The sequence below is a fragment of the Clostridium sp. AF12-41 genome, from assembly GCF_003461685.1.
Classification (GTDB): Bacteria; Bacillota; Clostridia; order Lachnospirales; family Lachnospiraceae; genus Otoolea; species Otoolea fessa.
Genome location: NZ_QTXO01000002.1, coordinates 259,123 through 276,972, shown reverse-complemented (window position 1 = coordinate 276,972; position 17,850 = coordinate 259,123). Strand labels below are relative to the sequence as shown.

Annotated in this window: 16 protein-coding genes and 1 tRNA gene; 12 read left to right on the top strand and 5 right to left on the bottom strand. The window is 47.6% G+C overall.

Annotated elements, in window-relative coordinates; translation table 11 throughout:
• Positions 1-104 precede the first annotated feature (104 nt).
• From DWV73_RS04820 to DWV73_RS04800, 5 genes are all read left to right on the top strand, one after another.
• Positions 105-1,061: a LysR family transcriptional regulator gene (locus DWV73_RS04820; RefSeq protein WP_117795998.1), complete on the top strand. Its 957-nt coding sequence runs from the start codon at positions 105-107 to the stop codon at positions 1,059-1,061.
• A gap of 626 nt (positions 1,062-1,687) precedes the next feature.
• A complete protein-coding gene (locus tag DWV73_RS04815; protein ID WP_117795997.1) occupies positions 1,688-2,617 on the top strand; it encodes a fumarylacetoacetate hydrolase family protein in 930 nt (309 codons plus the stop codon).
• Positions 2,618-2,683: 66 nt separating this feature from the next.
• Positions 2,684-3,478 carry an SDR family oxidoreductase gene (locus DWV73_RS04810; RefSeq protein ID WP_107001269.1) on the top strand — a complete coding sequence of 265 codons (795 nt, stop codon included), beginning with the start codon at positions 2,684-2,686 and terminating at the stop codon, positions 3,476-3,478.
• Positions 3,479-3,751: 273 nt separating this feature from the next.
• Positions 3,752-4,999: a dicarboxylate/amino acid:cation symporter gene (locus DWV73_RS04805; RefSeq protein WP_117795996.1), complete on the top strand. Its 1,248-nt coding sequence runs from the start codon at positions 3,752-3,754 to the stop codon at positions 4,997-4,999.
• 129 nt (positions 5,000-5,128) lie between these two features.
• Complete coding sequence (locus DWV73_RS04800) at positions 5,129-6,307, top strand: pyridoxal phosphate-dependent aminotransferase (RefSeq protein WP_107001267.1); 1,179 nt, start codon at positions 5,129-5,131, stop codon at positions 6,305-6,307.
• Between the two features lie 270 nt (positions 6,308-6,577).
• On the opposite strand, the gene DWV73_RS04795 is transcribed toward DWV73_RS04800, so the two are convergent.
• Complete coding sequence (locus DWV73_RS04795; RefSeq protein ID WP_107001266.1) at positions 6,578-7,516, bottom strand: LysR family transcriptional regulator; 939 nt, start codon at positions 7,514-7,516, stop codon at positions 6,578-6,580.
• A gap of 342 nt (positions 7,517-7,858) precedes the next feature.
• Here DWV73_RS04795 and DWV73_RS12860 point away from each other — a divergent pair, with 342 nt between their 5' ends.
• The 6 genes from DWV73_RS12860 (at position 7,859) to DWV73_RS04770 (ending at position 12,711) form a co-directional block, all read left to right on the top strand.
• Positions 7,859-8,041 (top strand): hypothetical protein, encoded by a 183-nt coding sequence (locus DWV73_RS12860; RefSeq protein WP_207661049.1) that lies wholly within the window; start codon positions 7,859-7,861, stop codon positions 8,039-8,041.
• 256 nt (positions 8,042-8,297) lie between these two features.
• On the top strand, positions 8,298-9,485 hold the full coding sequence (gene nifS, locus DWV73_RS04790; protein WP_022358754.1) for a cysteine desulfurase NifS: 1,188 nt from the start codon (positions 8,298-8,300) through the stop codon (positions 9,483-9,485).
• Positions 9,486-9,658: 173 nt separating this feature from the next.
• The gene (gene nifU / locus DWV73_RS04785; RefSeq protein WP_117795995.1) at positions 9,659-10,096 is read left to right on the top strand and encodes a Fe-S cluster assembly scaffold protein NifU; all 438 of its coding nucleotides are present in this window, start codon (positions 9,659-9,661) and stop codon (positions 10,094-10,096) included.
• On the top strand, positions 10,096-11,175 hold the full coding sequence (mnmA, locus tag DWV73_RS04780; protein ID WP_117795994.1) for a tRNA 2-thiouridine(34) synthase MnmA: 1,080 nt from the start codon (positions 10,096-10,098) through the stop codon (positions 11,173-11,175). The genes nifU and mnmA overlap by 1 nt, the downstream gene beginning before the upstream one ends.
• A gap of 145 nt (positions 11,176-11,320) precedes the next feature.
• Positions 11,321-12,541, top strand: coding sequence for an N-acetylmuramoyl-L-alanine amidase (locus DWV73_RS04775; RefSeq protein ID WP_117795993.1), 1,221 nt, complete (start codon positions 11,321-11,323; stop codon positions 12,539-12,541).
• A gap of 80 nt (positions 12,542-12,621) precedes the next feature.
• Positions 12,622-12,711 (top strand) — tRNA-Ser (locus tag DWV73_RS04770).
• Positions 12,712-12,891: 180 nt separating this feature from the next.
• On the opposite strand, the gene DWV73_RS04765 is transcribed toward DWV73_RS04770, so the two are convergent.
• Both DWV73_RS04765 and DWV73_RS04760 read right to left on the bottom strand, forming a co-directional pair.
• The gene (locus DWV73_RS04765) at positions 12,892-13,740 is read right to left on the bottom strand and encodes an aminotransferase class IV (RefSeq protein ID WP_117795992.1); all 849 of its coding nucleotides are present in this window, start codon (positions 13,738-13,740) and stop codon (positions 12,892-12,894) included.
• Positions 13,741-13,857: 117 nt separating this feature from the next.
• Positions 13,858-15,000 carry a hypothetical protein gene (locus DWV73_RS04760; RefSeq protein ID WP_117795991.1) on the bottom strand — a complete coding sequence of 381 codons (1,143 nt, stop codon included), beginning with the start codon at positions 14,998-15,000 and terminating at the stop codon, positions 13,858-13,860.
• A gap of 212 nt (positions 15,001-15,212) precedes the next feature.
• Between DWV73_RS04760 and DWV73_RS04755 the strand changes: the two genes are divergently transcribed.
• Complete coding sequence (locus DWV73_RS04755; protein WP_107001262.1) at positions 15,213-16,124, top strand: LysR family transcriptional regulator; 912 nt, start codon at positions 15,213-15,215, stop codon at positions 16,122-16,124.
• 210 nt (positions 16,125-16,334) lie between these two features.
• Here DWV73_RS04755 and DWV73_RS04750 read toward each other — a convergent pair whose 3' ends face one another.
• Together DWV73_RS04750 and DWV73_RS04745 are read right to left on the bottom strand one after the other, a co-directional pair.
• Positions 16,335-16,679 (bottom strand): cupin domain-containing protein, encoded by a 345-nt coding sequence (locus tag DWV73_RS04750; protein WP_107001261.1) that lies wholly within the window; start codon positions 16,677-16,679, stop codon positions 16,335-16,337.
• Between the two features lie 143 nt (positions 16,680-16,822).
• Positions 16,823-17,620 carry a 4Fe-4S binding protein gene (locus DWV73_RS04745; RefSeq protein WP_117796134.1) on the bottom strand — a complete coding sequence of 266 codons (798 nt, stop codon included), beginning with the start codon at positions 17,618-17,620 and terminating at the stop codon, positions 16,823-16,825.
• Positions 17,621-17,850 lie beyond the last annotated feature (230 nt).

Genomic DNA, 17,850 nt, shown 5'->3' with positions numbered 1-17,850 from the left:
AATGGCATAAAAAAATATTTTTACTTTTTTTCGGGGAGTGGCTTAAACATATAACCGGACAAAAGATAAAGTAGTACATAAAGATACAATGGAGGGATGGGAGTATGTTCAGTAAGCGTGAGTATGAATACGTGATGGAAATTGCGAAGGAAGGAAGTTTTTCAAAAGCAGCCCAAAAACTCTATATATCTCAGCCAGCCCTCAGCGGCGCGATTAAAAAGATTGAGAAAGAGTTATATGGGATCTCGCTTTTTGACCGGAATGTGAACCCGGTGGCACTGACCCCGGCGGGGCAGTATTATCTGGAAAAAACGCGGAAGATATACGAACTCAGCAATGAGATGGAGCAGCATTTTGCAGAGCTGGCGGGTATCCGTTCCGGTGTGATTAACATCGGAAGCTCCGGATATTTCTGTGCGTATTTTCTTCCGGAGGTGATCCGGGGCTATTGCAGACTGAATCCAAAGTGCCGGATCAACGTGACGGAGACGGATATTTCAGGGATGGATGCGGGGCTTAGAACCGGGCAGTTTGATATCACGATGGATGTCGAGGCACTCGACCCGGAGATGTTTGAGAGTGTGACGCTGGGGTATGAGTATATGATTATGGCGGTTCCTGCTTCCTTTGCTGTGAATGAGAAGCTGAAAGAGTTTCAGATCTCCAGGGAATCAATCCTGGAGCGGAGTTTTCTGGATGAAGCGGTGCGTGCGGTGGACCTTTCCAAAGTCTCGAAAGAACCATTTCTGATGCTGAAAAAGAATCAGGATTCTTATAAAAGGAGTATGGATATCTGCGCCCACGCTGGTTTCGAGCCGAAGGTGATTATGTATTTTGATCAGCTTCAGACTGCCTATAATGTGGCGCGGAGCGGACAGTCCGGTATCATCTTTTTTAGGGATGCACTGCTGAAATACACAGAGAAAACGGAAAAACTCTGTTATTACAAGATTGGCGATCCGCTGGCAAAGCGTGCAATCCTTTTGTCGATGAAGCGCTATCCGGGCGTGGGGGCAACAGTAGATGATTTTATCAAATACATTCTACTGGCTAAAAAATAGTTTAAAATTTCACAAAATACTGATAGGAAATTGCTTATAGTGCCATATTTAAAAATAACTCGGATTTTTAACCAGATAAAATACTGGAGTATATCCCATAGCTGAAAAAATAGAAACTCGGATGCAGAGCCTGGGCGGCGGCTATTCCCATGACTGTGCGAAAGCGATTGCACCGGTGCCGTTTTTCAAGGCTGCATATTAAAATAAGTGTTCAAATTCTCAGTGTCATGGACAGGCATAAGGATTCTCCTATGGACATCAAACATACTACTAGAATGATTAACTTATAAAACTCATAATAAAACGATTATATATATTTAAAATCATACGTCTGGAACAGGCATTTCCACTTCCTCCAACTACAAGGAAAGCCTGTATCCAGGCGTATTTTCGCTTATTAGGGAAGGTCAAGTATCATTTTAGACACGTTATGGTCCATAACCATTTACCTATACGTCCATATTCGAAAGAGAGTTGGAACATTTTTGGTGGGAATGGTAAAGTAATGTCAGAAAGAAACAGAGAGCTTCAAGAGGTTGGGTTTCAGACGCTGAAACAAAATGAAAAGAAACAGACAAATAGAACTTCTGAAGAAGCAATCTCTGACAGATAAAGGAGGAAACCATATGAGATTTGCAACTATCAAAGTGAACGGAACAGAAAAAGCCGGTATCGTCTTAAAGAATGGAGTGCTTCCGATTGAGGCACTGAATGCAGCAAAGGGAACTGCATGGGCCGAGGATGTCATGAGTCTCATCCAGAAGCAGCAGATTCCGGGACTGACAAAATGGTATAACGCAGGCGGCAAGGAAGAGCTGGAAAGTATTCCGGGACTGGTTCCGAGCGAGAAAGTTGTATACGGACCGCTCTACCGCAACCCGAAACGTATCTTTGGTATCGGCCTTAACTATGTAGACCATGCCGGAGACATCGGTTCTGCAGCTCCGAAGGGATTTCCGGGAAGCTTCTTCAAACAGGCAGACACCCTGATTGGTCCGGACGATGAAATCCTGCTTCCGAAGTTGAAAGAAGCACAGAAAACCACCGCAGAGGCAGAGCTTGGAATCATCATGGGCAAGGATTGCAGAGATATATCCGAAGAAAACTGGCAGGATGCCATCGTCGGTTACACCACCATCCTTGATATGACTGAGGAATCCATCTTAAAGGGAAATGATTATGTAAGCGGCAACCCGAGATATTTAACCATCGTAAAGAACTTCCCGACCTTCTTCTCCTTCGGTCCGGAGCTTGTAACCCCGGATGAGGTACCGGATGTCAATGAACTTCTGGTCCAGAGTGTTCACAACGGTGAAGTTCATGCAGAAAACGTAGTAGCAAACATGACCCACAGACCGCCGCGTCTGGTATCCCTGCACAGCAGCATCCAGGGCTGGTACGCAGGAGACATCCTTTCCACCGGAACACCGAGAGCGTTCCATATCCAGGATGGCGATGTAGCAGAGTGCCGCATCACCGGACCGGACGGATTCGAGATGACACCACTTGTAAACCCGGTTGTTGACTTAAAAAAACATCCGGAAAAGGAAGTGTAGGAAAATAAAAAATTCAAACAGAACATTCAAATCATTTTATATATTCATTTTACAGGAGGTAACAGTATGGATTTAGGATTAAAAGACAAGGTAGTTCTCTGTATGGCATCAGCAGCCGGACTTGGCAAAGGAATTGCAACCGAGATGGCAAGAGAAGGTGCCAAGGTTATGATTTGTACCGCAGAACCGTTTAAAGATCAGCTTCTGGAAGCACAGGCTGAGATTGAGAAAGAAACCGGAAACCGTCCGGAGACCTTCCTCTGCGATGTTAACAAGGCGGAGGACATCGAGGCGCTTGTAAAACACACCGTTGAAACACTGGGCGATATCTACGCACTCGTAAATATGTGTCCGGGTCCGAAGCCGGGACCGTTCGTAAGCTTTGATGATGCGGCATGGGAGGGCGCTTTTGAGATGTGCCTGCTCTCCTACGTAAGAACCATCCGTGCGGTACTCCCGTCCATGAAACGTCTCGGCGGCGGCCGTATCGTAAACTCAACTTCTTCTTCCGTTAAGGACTGCCTGGACAACCTGATTCTTTCCAATACCATGAGAATGGGCGTTGTCGGCATGAGCAAGACCCTGGCGAGTGAGGTCGGCAAAGACAATATCTTAGTCAATGTCATTGGACCAGGTCGTATCGGCACCGCAAGAATTGAGAATCTGAACAAGATGCGTGCAGACAAGGCTGGCATCAGCGTAGCAGATTACGAGAAGGAAGACCTGAAGAAGTTCCCGATGGGACGCTACGGCACCATCGATGAATACGGACGTCTGGCTACATGGCTGTGCTCCGAGGCGAATACATACGTATCTGGTCAGACCATCCTGTTAGACGGTGCGATGACAAGAGCATACTAATTGCAAAACATGGCAAAGATGCATTTCCGGAATGCAGGACATCCGGAAGAGTTCACGGAAGGCATGTTTTGCAGGTGAATTGGGAAATTTACCCGGAACTGCAGATACCTCTCTCCCGGAGGACATTTGGGGAAATGAAATCTGGGAGAGAATATAGCATAGAGGAGGTTGTTTAAAGCAGGCACTTTTGAAATAGAAAGTGCTGTGAAACAACATGGTGGTCACATATGTGTGAACAGTAAGTGAGGGTATTGCATAAGAAGGGGAATATTCATGAAAGAAAAAAAGAAATTGAGCTTGGCGACAAAGACGTTCATCGGTTTTGGCCTTGGTATTGTCATCGGACTCGTATTTGGAGAAAAAGCAACCATTGTAAAACCTCTGGGAACCATCTTTTTAAATATGATTAAAATGATTGTCGTTCCGATGGTATTCTTTTCCATCACAGCGGGAGTCGCGAGCTTAGGAGACTTGAAAAAGCTTCGGAACATTGGCGTGAAGGTGGTTGGACTGTATGCGCTGACATCTGCACTCTGTGTAGGATTAGGGCTTATCATGGCAAACATCATCAATCCAGGAAAAGGATTTGATTTAACCGCGTTATCACAATCGACTGATTATGAGGCGCAGGCGATGCCGAGTATCATTGATACGTTAATCGATATGTTCCCATCCAACATTTTCACTTCTTTTACCAACACAAATATGCTGCAGATTATCGTATTTTCGGTATTCTTAGGCGTAGCACTTATCATGATGGGAAAAGAGGGGGAACGCCTTTTAGCAGGTGTACAGAGCTGTGCCAATGCAATGTATAAAATCACAGCCATTGTTATGGAGTTTTCTCCGATTGGTGTATGTGCACTGTTAGCAGATTCAGTTGGTGCATATGGTCTGAAAATCTTTGGACCGCTTGGAAAGCTGATTCTCACGGTTTATGCTTCCGATGTAATCCTTGTTTTAGTGATGTATATTCCGATGGTAGCGCTTCTGGCAAAGTTCCCGGTAAAGAAATGGCTGCAGGGTATCTGGAAAGTATGGGTTGTAACGGCCAGCACCACCAGCAGCAGCGGTTCTCTTCCGATCACAACCTCTGTTACGAATGATGAGTTTGGCGTATCTTCCGAGTTATCATCGTTCTCCCTGCCGCTTGGCGCAACCATCAACATGAATGGTGGATGTATCTACTATGCAGCAGCTATCGTAATGACGGCACAGATTTATGGAATGAACCTGACACCGTCCGCATTGGTAAACATTATTATTTCTACTGTATTAGTAGCTATGGGCTGTCCGGGTGTTCCGGGAGGCGCGATCATCATGACCACGATTCTTCTGACGAACATGGGACTTCCGCTGGAGATTGTAGGTCTGATTGCCGGTATCTTCCGACTGATTGATATGGCAAATACAACCTTTAACGTAACCGGTGATGTGGTAACTACCATGGTAGTAGCACGCAGCGAGGGCATGATGCATACGCTGGGAACTGGTGCGGAAACCGAGACGAAGGCAGCGTAAGGGCTGGAGAACAGAAAAACGGAAATCCGGCCGGCTACCAGGAAAAATAAAATATTCTTGGAAAAGTGTCAGCAGATGCGGACCAATGAGAATCTGAGAGTATATGCAGAATGAAAAGGAGATTTTATTATGGATAAATTATTCGCAAAAAGAATGGATGAACTGGTTCCGTCTGGAATCCGTAAAGTAAACGAAAAGGCGCTGGCAATGGAGCGCGCAGGAGAGACGGTCATTCACTTTGAGTTAGGGCGTCCGGATTTCGATACACCGGAATACATCAAGAATGCCTGCATCGAGGATATCAAAAAAGGCGATGTATTCTATACCTCCAACTTTGGTACCATGGAGCTGCGGGAGGCGATTGCCTGGAAATTAAAGACGCAGAACAATGTAGAGTACAAACCGACTGAGATCATCGTCAGTGTAGGTCTTTCCGAGGCAGTTTTTGATGTCATGGCAGCAATTCTCGACGAGGGCGATGAGGTTCTGGTTCCGAATCCGGGCTGGTTAAACTACTTAAATGTTCCGAAGCTTCTGGGCGCGGTTCCGATTACTTATACATTGAAAGAGGAGAATGATTACCAGATTGATCTGGATGAGATTCGTGCAAAGGTTACCCCACGGACCAAGGCACTCGTTCTTATCACTCCGAGCAACCCGACCGGCGGTGTGCTGGCAGAGGATGTGCTGAAAGAACTGGCAGAGATTGCTGTGAAGAACGATATCATGATTATATCAGATGAGGTATATGAGAGACTGTTATACGATGATGCAAAACACATCAGCATCGCCTCTCTTCCGGGCATGAAGGAGAGAACCATCACATTAAACGGCTTCTCCAAAGCATACTCCATGACCGGCTGGCGTCTCGGCTACGCAGCCTGCAGCGAAGAGATTGTCAAGACTGTCAATAAGCTGCATCAGCACGTGGTTACCTGTGCAAGTTCCTTCGTACAGAAAGCCGGCGTCGTAGCGCTGAAAGAAGAGAAGAACGAAGTAGCAGACATGGTAAAAGAGTATCAGAGACGCCGCGACTATGCAGTTAAAGCAATCAACGAGATCGACGGACTGAGCTGCCGCTGCCCGAAGGGTGCGTTCTACATCTTCATCAACATCGAAAAACTCGGCATGAGTGGACAGGAATTTGCCCCGTTGCTTCTTGAAAATGCCAAGGTAGCAATGGTACCGGGCGATGTCTTCGGAAGCGAAGGCGACCACTACATCCGTATGTCCTTTGCAAACAGCTATGAGAATGTGGTAGAAGGATGCAAGAGACTGAAAGAATTTGTGGAGAAGATCCGCAAGTAAAAGTTACTTAAAAAATTTGCTTTACGAATTGAAAGACCGAGTGAATGGTCGGAATCTGGATAAGGAAGAATAGTAGAATAAAAATTCTTCAAATGTTAAATAAATTCGACCAAGAAATGATAGAAAAATATGAAATAAAACACAGGCAGCTTCGACGGATATCGTCTAGGCTGCCTGTGTCTATTAGGGGCTGAAGTCCCATTTTGTACGTTTTGTGCAAAAATTCTAAAATATATGTAGAAACAGAATGCACAGAGAAAGAGCAAATTCTTATGCCTTAATCTTCTTTTCCTCCAGATTCCGGTAATACTCCTTCACCATATCGATAAAATCCTTCGCGTGTGGTGAAATAATGCTGTTCTTCTTATATAAAAGCAGCAGCGGCACGCTGAACGGTGGATTGTCTACGGTGAAGAATGCAAGCTGCTCCACGTGGGCAGTGTGGCGGATTCCGCCTTCCGGGAGGAAGGTGATGCCGAACCCTCTTGCCGCCAGGTTGACCGAAGTCGTACTGCTGGTGGTGTATAGGGCATCTTTTGGTTCCATATTCATCTTGGCAAAGAGGTTTTTCATGGCGTGTCCCATGACCTGATCCTCCTGCAGCAGGATGAAGCGTTCCCGGCGCAGCTTTTTCATGTCGATTGGAAGCGGATGGTCCGGAGTGCCTGCTTCCAGACCGCGGATAGCCGGATGGTCCTTGCTGGCTACCAGAAGGAGGCGCTCATTGAAGATGGTGTCATAGACGAAATCATCCAGATTGAGCGGCATATTCATCAGGGCAAAATCGATCTGATCCTCCTGTAACAGCTTGGAAAGCTGGGCAGTGTGGTGTTCACGTAAGGTGATGCGGACATCCGGGTGGCTTTCAGAGTAGCTTGGCAGGATATCCGGCAGCAGGACGGATCCGCGCCACAGCGTCATGCCGACATTCAGAGTACGGCTGCGTCCCGTTTTCAGCTCGCCGAGCTGTTCCTCAAACTGCCCGGTCAGGACTCCGACACTTTCCAGATAACGCATATAGATTTTTCCTGCCTCAGTTAGTTTGAGCGGCATATGGCTGCGATCGAAGAGCTTGACACCTAATTCCTTTTCGGTTCGTGCGATACACTGGCTTAAATATGGCTGTGACAGATATAATTTTTCAGCCGCTTTGGAAATGCTTCCCTCACGGACGGTGGTAATAAAATACTCCGGGTTTTTAATATACATTTTTCCGCCTCCATTTAGCTTAATTAGCCTTTGCTTTATAGGACTATTTTTAAATGCTTATATTATTGTAAAAAAACAATATTTATATTCTCGTTCCGGGGATGGTATTTCAAGTTGATGCGTGTTATATTATAGCCATCAGGAAAAAACAAGAGTTTTCACTTAGAAGTATCCTAATAATATATAATAATATTACAATAGCGATATGTCAAGTGAAGAACCGACCTGATTCTATACCAATCCCTTTTATGTATAAGTATTGACAGGTATCCGTTACCAGTTTATTTCTTTTTATTTATGTAAACCCTATTGCATCAACCCTCCATGTGCGGTCAGAAGCCAATGACAGCACTACAGCAGTTATCCGAAGATTCCCTCTTGGAGGATAACGTGCGTTTCCACGGAATTGCTGCCGATTGGGTAACGGATTTCAAGGCAGAAGTGGAGCAAAGATTTAATAAAAAACCGTTTAGTCAGGAGTTGACCCCTCCTAGCTGGACGGTTTTTTATTGTCTGGATAAGTAAGGTGGAATAGCTTGAGCACATTATATACCCCATTTTTAACTAGGTTTTTTCAAAAACCCGCTCATTCTTGCTTGTATTTTTTCAATTTTCCTATATAATAATAAAGAACGTAGATGAAGCTTTTACCTTTATTGCTACAAACTATGTACGCAGCAAATGTTTACAGGCGGGGAGTTCCTGCCGTGAGATTCCGTGTGATACAATCACAATAAAGGCAGGCGTGCATACACTAAGAAGAAAGGCGGATTTATTAGTTATGAAACAGTTGATTTATCTGGACAATGCGGCGACAACCAAAACGCGTCCGGAAGTAGTGGAGGCAATGCTCCCGTATTTTACGGAGTATTACGGCAACCCGTCTTCCGTTTATGAATTTTCGGCAGAGCCGAAGAGAGCGATTGCACAGGCTCGCGAGACGATCGCGAAAGCGCTGGGCGCAAAGTCCAACGAGATTTACTTTACCTACGGCGGCACGGAGTCTGATAACTGGGCGCTGATTTCCACAGCAGAGGCATATCAGGCAAAGGGCAAGCACATTATCACGACCAAGATTGAGCACCATGCGATTCTGCACACCTGTGAGTACCTGGAGCAGAGAGGTTTTGAGGTTACTTATCTGGATGTAGATGAGTTCGGTGTTGTTAAATTAGACGAGCTGGAGAAGGCGATCCGTCCGGACACCATCCTCATCTCTGTTATGTTTGCAAACAATGAGATCGGTACGATTGAGCCGATCAAGGAAATTGGTGAGATTGCGAAGAAACACGGCATTTTATTCCACACCGATGCGGTACAGGCATTTTGTCATGTTCCGATCAATGTAGATGAGTGCCATATCGATATGCTCAGTTCCAGCGCCCACAAGTTAAATGGACCGAAGGGAACCGGCTTCCTTTATATCCGTACCGGATTAAAGACTCGTTCCTTCATCCACGGCGGCGCACAGGAGCGTAAACGCCGCGGCGGTACCGAGAATACGGCTGGTATCGTAGGATTCGGCAAGGCAGTTGAGATTGCGATGGCGACGATGGAAGAGCGCACAGCAAAAGAAAAAGCGATGCGTGACCACCTGATCGAGCGTGTATTAAAAGAAATTCCATTTGCACGCCTCAACGGACATCCGTCCCAGAGACTTTCCAACAATGCAAACTTTGCATTCCAGTTCATCGAGGGTGAATCCATGCTGATCATGCTTGACATGGAAGGCATCTGTGGTTCCAGCGGTTCTGCATGTACCTCCGGATCCCTGGATCCGTCCCATGTACTTCTGGCGATCGGACTGCCGCATGAGATTGCACACGGTTCCCTGCGTCTGACCCTGTCAGCCGAGACAACCATGGAGCAGATTGATTTCACGGTAGACTGCTTAAAGAAGATTGTAGAACGTCTTCGTTCTATGTCTCCGCTGTATGAGGATTACATTAAGAAACATCCGCAGCAGTAAGATTTAGACATTTTAAGCAAAATGAACATCCACAGATAGGTACTTTTGCAACTGAAAGTGCCGTAGGATAACGTGGTGGCAGCAGAAATTTGCCGTATTTAAAGGCGAAAGCACGGCAAATTCCGTTACTGTACACGTACACAGTGAATGAAGATATAGAGAGGAAACACCCGATGTATTCAGAGAAAGTAATGGATCATTTCCAGCATCCGAGAAATGTAGGCGAGATTGAAAATGCCAGCGGTATGGGTACCGTCGGCAACGCAAAATGCGGTGATATTATGCGTATTTACCTGGATATCGATGACAACCAGATCATCCAGGATGTAAAATTTAAAACATTTGGCTGCGGTGCAGCCGTTGCGACCAGCAGCATGGCGACCGAGATGGTAAAAGGAAAAACCATCCAGGAAGCGATGGAAGTTACCAACAAAGCCGTTATGGAGGCACTGGACGGACTTCCGCCAGTTAAGGTACACTGTTCTCTGCTCGCAGAGGAGGCAATTCACGCTGCTCTCTGGGATTATGCTCAGAAGAATGGCATTGAGATCAAAGGACTCGTAAAACCGAAGACGGATATCGGCGAGGAAGAAGTCGAAGAAGAGTATTGATGAAAAAGAAAAAAGTAGTAGTCGGCATGTCAGGAGGAGTTGACTCCTCCGTGGCTGCCTGGCTTTTAAAAGAGCAAGGATACGATGTGATCGGCGTCACAATGCAGATCTGGCAGGATGAGACGAATGTAGAGCAGGAAGAGAATGGCGGCTGCTGTGGTCTGAGCGCTGTCGATGATGCCAGACGGGTTGCGGAACGGCTTGAGATCCCGTATTACGTGATGAACTTCAAAAAAGAGTTCAAAGAAAATGTCATGGATTACTTTGTACAGGAATATCTGGACGGACACACGCCGAATCCATGTATTGCCTGTAACCGATATGTAAAATGGGAGTCCCTTTTGCAGAGAAGTCTGGAAATTGGGGCTGATTATATTGCAACGGGACATTATGCGCGCGTGAGAAAGCTGCCGAATGGCCGCTATGCGATCTGCAAGTCTGCGACGGCGGCGAAAGATCAGACCTACGCGCTTTATAACCTGACCCAGCATCAGCTTGCACACACTTTGATGCCGGTCGGCGAATATACGAAAGACAAGATTCGAGAGATGGCGGAGGAGATTGGACTTCCGGTGGCACACAAGCCGGACAGTCAGGAGATCTGTTTCGTGCCGGACAACGATTATGCAAAATTTATCGAGGAAAATAGTAATTGCCGGATTGACGAAGGCAATTTTGTAGATAAGTACGGCAATATTTTAGGTCATCATAAAGGAATTACCCATTATACAGTGGGACAGAGAAAGGGCTTAAATCTGGCACTCGGTCATCCGGTGTTCGTGACGGAGATCCGTCCGGAGACGAACGAGGTTGTGATCGGGGAAAATGAGGATGTCTTTTCCAACTGCCTGACCTGCCGGAATCTCAACTGGATGGCGATTGAGGATCTGGGCGATCAGGAGATGCGCGTCAGTGCGAAGATTCGTTACAGCCACAAAGGGGCGCTCTGTACGATCCGCAAGATTGGCGAAGATCGGGTGGAATGCGTATTTGATGAGCCGCAGAGAGCGGCGACGCCGGGACAGGCAGTCGTTTTTTATGACGGCGAATATGTCGTAGGCGGCGGTACGATCGAATAATTTAGAAATGAAAGAAGATTTTAATTGGGCAGAAATGTCTGGTCTGTCGGCATCAAAGTTGTGCTGCGATGAGATTGATTGGAAACAGTGAATGCGCGGATCATGGAGAGGTTAGAATCTTCTGTAAGATTGGAGTTTTTTATAAATGGCAAGAGGAGAAAGCAGAAAAAGAAAGCCAAGCACACCGGATTACCGGAAACGTTTCTGGGCGGCGGTGACCGCGATTGTGGTCGCGGCGGGTTCCATTGGCGTAAGCCATGCGGGATTTACCCTTCCGAATCAGGCACAGAAGCAGGTGCAGATGGCGGCTGCTGAGACAGAACCGGCGGAACAGACAGCGAAGAAACAGGTGCCGAATGCGGCAAAGAGAAGTCTGGAGCTGGAAGATGCACAGGGCATTCAGGAGGCGGATGCAGCGGCGGTTGCGGACCAGAGCGAGCTGGAGAGTGACAAAACGACGGCGAGCGGCTTCCGGAGTGTCGATGAGACAGTGTATGCGACTGAGAACCTGCTCAACGTGCGTTCGGGCTGTGGAACGGAGTATGAGATTGTGACACAGCTGAATCAGGGCGACAGCGTGCAGCGCGTCGGTATCGGAGACGGCTGGAGCGAGGTGCTTTATAAGGACAAGAGCTGTTTTATCCGTTCCGAATACCTGACGACGACCGAGCCGGGCAGTGAGGAAGCGACGGTCACAGCGCAGGGGGCAGAAGCGGATGCACAGGGTGCACCGGTGTCCAACGGACGTATCGTAGCGATCGACGCGGGACATCAGGCAAAGGGCAATCCGGACAAAGAACCAGTCGGACCGGGCTCCTCGACCATGAAGGCGAAGGTGGCTTCCGGCACCGAGGGCGTATCGACGAAGCTGCCGGAATATGAGCTGACTTTATCAGTTTCGAAGAAGTTAAAACGGATTCTGGAAGAGAGAGGCTATCAGGTCGTCATGATCCGGGAGTCCAACGATGTCAACTTAAGCAATGCGGAGAGAGCGGAGATCGCCAACAAGAGCGGCGCCTCCATTTTCGTCCGGATTCACGGCAATTCGCTGGACAACACGACGGTCAACGGAACACTCTCCATGTGCCAGACGGCGTCCAACCCGTACAACGGCGGGCTTCACGCGGCAAGCTACTCTCTTTCCAAGAAGATCACGGACTCTGTCTGCGCGGCAACCGGCTTCAAGAACCGCGGTGTGCAGGAGACAGACAGCATGAGCGGCATCAACTGGTGTAAGATTCCGGTTTCCATTGTCGAGATGGGCTTTATGAGCAACCCGGAAGAAGATCAGAAGATGGCACAGGATGATTATCAGGAATTGATTGCCGGGGGAATTGCGAACGGAATTGATGCGTATTATCAGTAAATAGTGAAAAAAACAGATGACAAAAGTCAAAATATCATGTATAATAGCATAGGTGTTTCGAAGAGAAACACCTAATATCTGGAGACGTAGCGAAGCGGCCGTAACGCGGCGCACTCGAAATGCGTTTGTCGGTTCATCCCGGCACGAGGGTTCGAATCCCTCCGTCTCCGCGTCATGGGGATCCTTGTAAATACAGGGATCCCCTTATTTTATTTCATAGGAAATTGCGTCCTGTGAAACAAAAAATGCTCCGCGAGGATGCGCACTTGCGCGAAGCAGAAACATGTCGCAAGCGAAAAAGAGCTGCCACGTTTTGAGTGACAGCCCTTGATTGGCAAATTTATGGATTTTTACCGTACCTTCGTATCTTCCGCATAAAACTCCGCATAAGCATCCTGCAAAGTCTTCAGCGTCTTCGGATCTTTTCCTCCGATTGGTTTTCCATCGAGCTCAACGGCCTGGATGCAGAGCCCGCCGGAGCTGCTGACGATGATTTCGTCGGCGTCTGCCAGTTCCTGCATGGTAAATGGTGCCTCGCTGGTCGGGATGCCGTTTTTCTCAGCTAACATCAGCAGATGTTTTAACGTGATGCCCGGAAGAATCAGATTATCTCTCGGTGGGGTGCAGAGAACGCCGTCCTTGATGATTAAGATATTGCTGTGGGCGCATTCGGTGACGCGTTCGCCGCGGTGGAAGACCGTTTCCTGGCAGCCCTGTTCGATGCAGCGCTGGTAAGCGATGACACTTGGAATCAGGTTCAGCGTCTTGATGTTGCAGTGCAGGAAACGGGTGTCCTCCATCGAGATCAGGCGGAAAGTCTTATCAAATGGAATCAGGTCGCACGGAACAGTAAAAATCATCAGATTTGGTTTTACGGTAGCAGGTGGAAACTGATGTCCACGATAGGTAGTTCCGCGGGAACACTGCCAGTACAGCATACCGTGGTCAATCTCATTGGCATCGATGCATTTCTGCAGCTCGGCACGCAGTTCTTCACGCGACATTTCAAACGGGATTTCCAGCAGCTTGCAGCTGTTGTAGAAACGGTCCAGATGGTCGTCTGCGGCAAAAATGTTGTTGTTTGCAAAGGTGGTGGCATCGTAGCAGCCATCTCCAAAATAAACGGCGCGGTCCAACATCGGGATTTTCATTTCCTCGAGGGGGCCGATTTCTCCATTGTAATATCCGATATATTTCATTGCATATACTTCCTTTCTATGTTGATTCGAAAATACCTCGTCAAGTGTTTACATTATACCACATCCGTCTATAAGATGAAATCTCCCACAGGCGGATGTGTTCTTATCATTACATATTTATTTGTCTTTATGTTTAATAATCTTATATCCGCCTACCAGCAGCGTCGGCAGCAGGTAGAAGAGGATAAATCCGTAAGACAGGTACGAATAGCCCTGCTCGATCAAGGTGACAACGCCGACGCGGGATAATACGAGTGCAGCGATCAGCGTGATGACCGTAATCAGACCGCGGTTTGTATCGGACAGCTTGGCAGCGCCCTTTTCCTCCATGGCAACGTCGAAACGGTCGATGATCATGTGGATGCAGCCAGTTGCCGTCTCAACCAGCGTCCAGCCCATAACGAGACTGAACAGTGCCATCAGTGCCGGTCCGCCGTTGACTGCCTTGATCATTTCCATCCACGGGGTTGTGACATCCGCGCCGACGATGGAGGTGTCACCGTAGAAGCACATCATCGCAAAGTAAGACAAAAACCACGGAATAACCATCAGAAGACCGGCGATCAGACCGGAAATAAAGGTTTCTTTCCGTTTGGTCTGGCGTGTCAGGGAGAACATGCCCATCGGGATGGAATTGATGTTGTAGGCAACATACAGGATACCGGTGTAAATGCACAGCGGAACAGTGACAGAGCCGTCGTAGGTGCTGGTGTCCATCGTGCTGAATACATGGGAAATGTTGCTGCCCTTGTTGACGAGTACCAGAATTGTAAACAGAATATAGCCGCCATACAGTAAAATAGTACCGATCGATTCAAATTTCTCGATCACCTTGGAACCCTTAAAGTTCAGGAGTCCGCAGATCAGAACGATCACAACGGAGCCGAGAATATTCGGAAGTCCGACCTGCTCGAAAATACTTCCAGTTGCGGCTGCCATAACGGCAATCAGCAGAATCGCGATGAGGACAGTTAAAATATCCATCATCGGCCAGAGCGGTCCAATGACCTGCTTGATATAGTTTTTATAATCGTAAACCTTGTAGATCCGGCAGATCTCAAAGGTCAGGAAGGCAAACAGGGCAAAACCGATGCCGATCGTCAGTCCGGAGATCCAGCCCATCGCTCCGAATTTTGCACCGTAAGAATAAATCTCACGTCCGGTTGCATAGCCGCCGCCAATCAGAACCGATTGCAGCAGGACGCCCGGCAGAATGTACTTGGCGTATGTGCCTTCGTAGAAATTTTTGAATTGTTTCATACCTTTCACTCACTTTCTTTTGTTGACTATTAAAAATTATAAAGGATGAATGAAAAACTTGCCAATAGAAAGAACAGATATTATAATAAGGGAAACTTATAACGAAACAGGAAAAGCCAGACCGAAAGCCCGTAAATTGGGCGGCGTGATTCATTTTTCTGCTCGATCGAAAAGACGCGATTACATATAGGATATAGAAATGGGGAAATGAGATGAATTTAAAACAAATGGAATATTTTGTGGCGGCGGCGGAGCAGCTGAATTTTACGCGGGCGGCGAAAAAATGTTTTATTTCGCAGACAGCGATGACGCTGCAGATTCGGTCGTTGGAGGAGAAGATCGGGGTGCCGCTTTTTGTGCGGGACAAGCACCATGTCGAGCTGACGGCGGCGGGAAAGGTATATCTGAACGAGGCGCGGGCGGTTCTGGTCCGCGCCGAGGAGGCGGCGAAGCTCGCGCGGACGGCAGCGGAAGGCGTAGCTGGGGAGCTGACGATCGGATTTATCCGGGGATATGAGCAGAGCCGTTTTTCGGAGACGCTCAGAAGTTTTCATGAGGCGTACCCGAATATTTCGATTCATCTGCTGCGGGAAAATATGAGTGCGCTCTATGAGCTGTTAGATAATGGAACCTGCGATCTTGCGTTTAATCTGTCTTTGTACACGCAGAATTACGAGGATTTAAAGCATCGATTCCTCAAACGGTTTCCGATGATGGCGGTTCTTTATCCGGGACACACGCTGGCGGGAGAGAGCCATCTGATGTACCGTGATCTGGCGCGGGAAGACTTTATCATCATGCAGCCGCAGGGGCGTTCCAACGATGAGGCGGAAGAAGTATTGATTTGTTACAATAAGGGCGGTTTTATACCGAATATCGTGGCGCGTGAACGGGAGGTACAGACGGTGCTTCTGGAGGTGTCAGCGGGATTTGGCGTGGCGATTCTCCCAGAATATGCCGTCCGCCATTATCGGAATGCGCGGAATCTGGTAGTGGTTCCGCTTCTCCGCGCGGACGGCAGCCCGGAAGAGCTTGATTTTGAGATCGCATGGCGTCAGAGCAACCCGAATCCGGCGATTGAAAAGCTGCTGCAGTGGGTGGAGACACATGAGTATGTGGAATAATGAAAGCTGGAAGCTGCTGTTCATATCTGTTGAAGGGAGATTAACTGGAAAAATGAACACAACCATGTGCTTATAAAATGAAAAACAGGCATATCGCGGAGAAAAGGATGAAAATCATGCATGGATTCCTGCGGTATGCCTGTTTTGGAATAAATGGATAAGGGCTGCTATCAGTCGGGCTGCATGGTAAAAAGAGTTTGAGCGCAGTCTTTATTTAAATGGGAAAACAACCGTCAACATCCATTTAAATGCTTCCGGTGCATAAACGGCGTGCGGCTTTTTCGCCGGCATGACGAGAACTTCGCCTGCGTGAACCAGGTGCTCGACGCCATCGACCGTGAAGCGGCCGGTGCCTTCCAGAACGGTCACCATCGCATCTCCGGTGGAATCATGGGTGGAGATTTCTTCGCCTTTTGCAAATGCAAACAGAGTAACGCTGACAGCTTCGTTCTGTGCCAGAGTCTTGCTGACGATCTGACCGTCTTCTGCGTTTACCAGGCCGGCTAAAGACTGCACTTTTTCGTGAGTAATGTTTTTGATGTATGGGTATTCCATAATGAACCTCCTTAATAAAACCTCGTTTAGATATATAAATTTTCGTATTCTTTTGAGTCTGATTGAGTCCATTCGGCAGGTGTGTATGGAGAGCGGAACCTGCACGAAATGGTTGGGTAGGTCAATCGGGGGAATGGCAGATATTAATCTAAAATCCGCCCATCGATCGAAATGGTTGTTACCTGCCATGGAATGAATTTTCCGCTTGCCTGCAAGGCATTTTTAACTGCCTGTTCAATGTCTCCGCAGCATGGAACCTCCATGCGGACAACGGTCACGCTCTTGATATCGTTGCTGCGGATAATTTCGGTCAGTTTTTCGGAGTAATCGATGCTGTCCAGTTTCGGACATCCGATCAAGGTTATTTTACCATGGATAAAGTCCTGATGGAAGCGGCTGTATGCGTAAGCGGTGCAGTCGGCAGCGACCAGGAGCTTTGCCCCATCGAAATACGGTGCATGGATCGGAGCTAATTTAATCTGAACCGGCCAGTTTTGAAGGGCGCTCACCGGGATGGATGCTGAATCAGAAGGATTAAAAGTCTCGGCGCTATCTGCATGAGTATCGTCATGTTCAGAAGGAGCGCTTTCAGTGCGCTTCAGGAAACGGCTCATGGATCCTGGACATCCGCTGAATGCAGGGCGGGCGGAAGCGTTTGCAGAAGCAGCAGTATTTGCATTTTCCAGCACCTGTTTTGCCTTGCGGGCAGCCATATGAACCTGGACGGCCGCTTCATCGTAAGCCGCTGCTTCGCGCTCGACAAAAGAGATGGCACCGGTCGGACAGACTGGCAGGCAGTCTCCCAGACCGTCACAGTAATCATCTTTTAAAAGAGCTGCCTTTCCATCAACCATGCCGATGGCGCCCTCGTGACAGGCAGAAGCGCAGAGCCCGCAGCCGTTGCATTTTTTTTGATCAATTTCAATAATTCTTCGTATCATGATAAAAACCTCGTCTTTCTTAACTTTCATGTATGAATTTCCTGTCCGTGAGGATAAAAGCACGGAACAATTACTGTTTCAATTACGAGATTAAGTATAATTGTTTTGCTGAGAAAAGTCGGTTGTTTTTACAACGTTTTTAGAAAAGCTACGGCAAATTCCGTTGTTGGACACGCCTTTACTTTCCTATATGCTTGTACTATAATTAATACTTATATAGCCAGATAAAA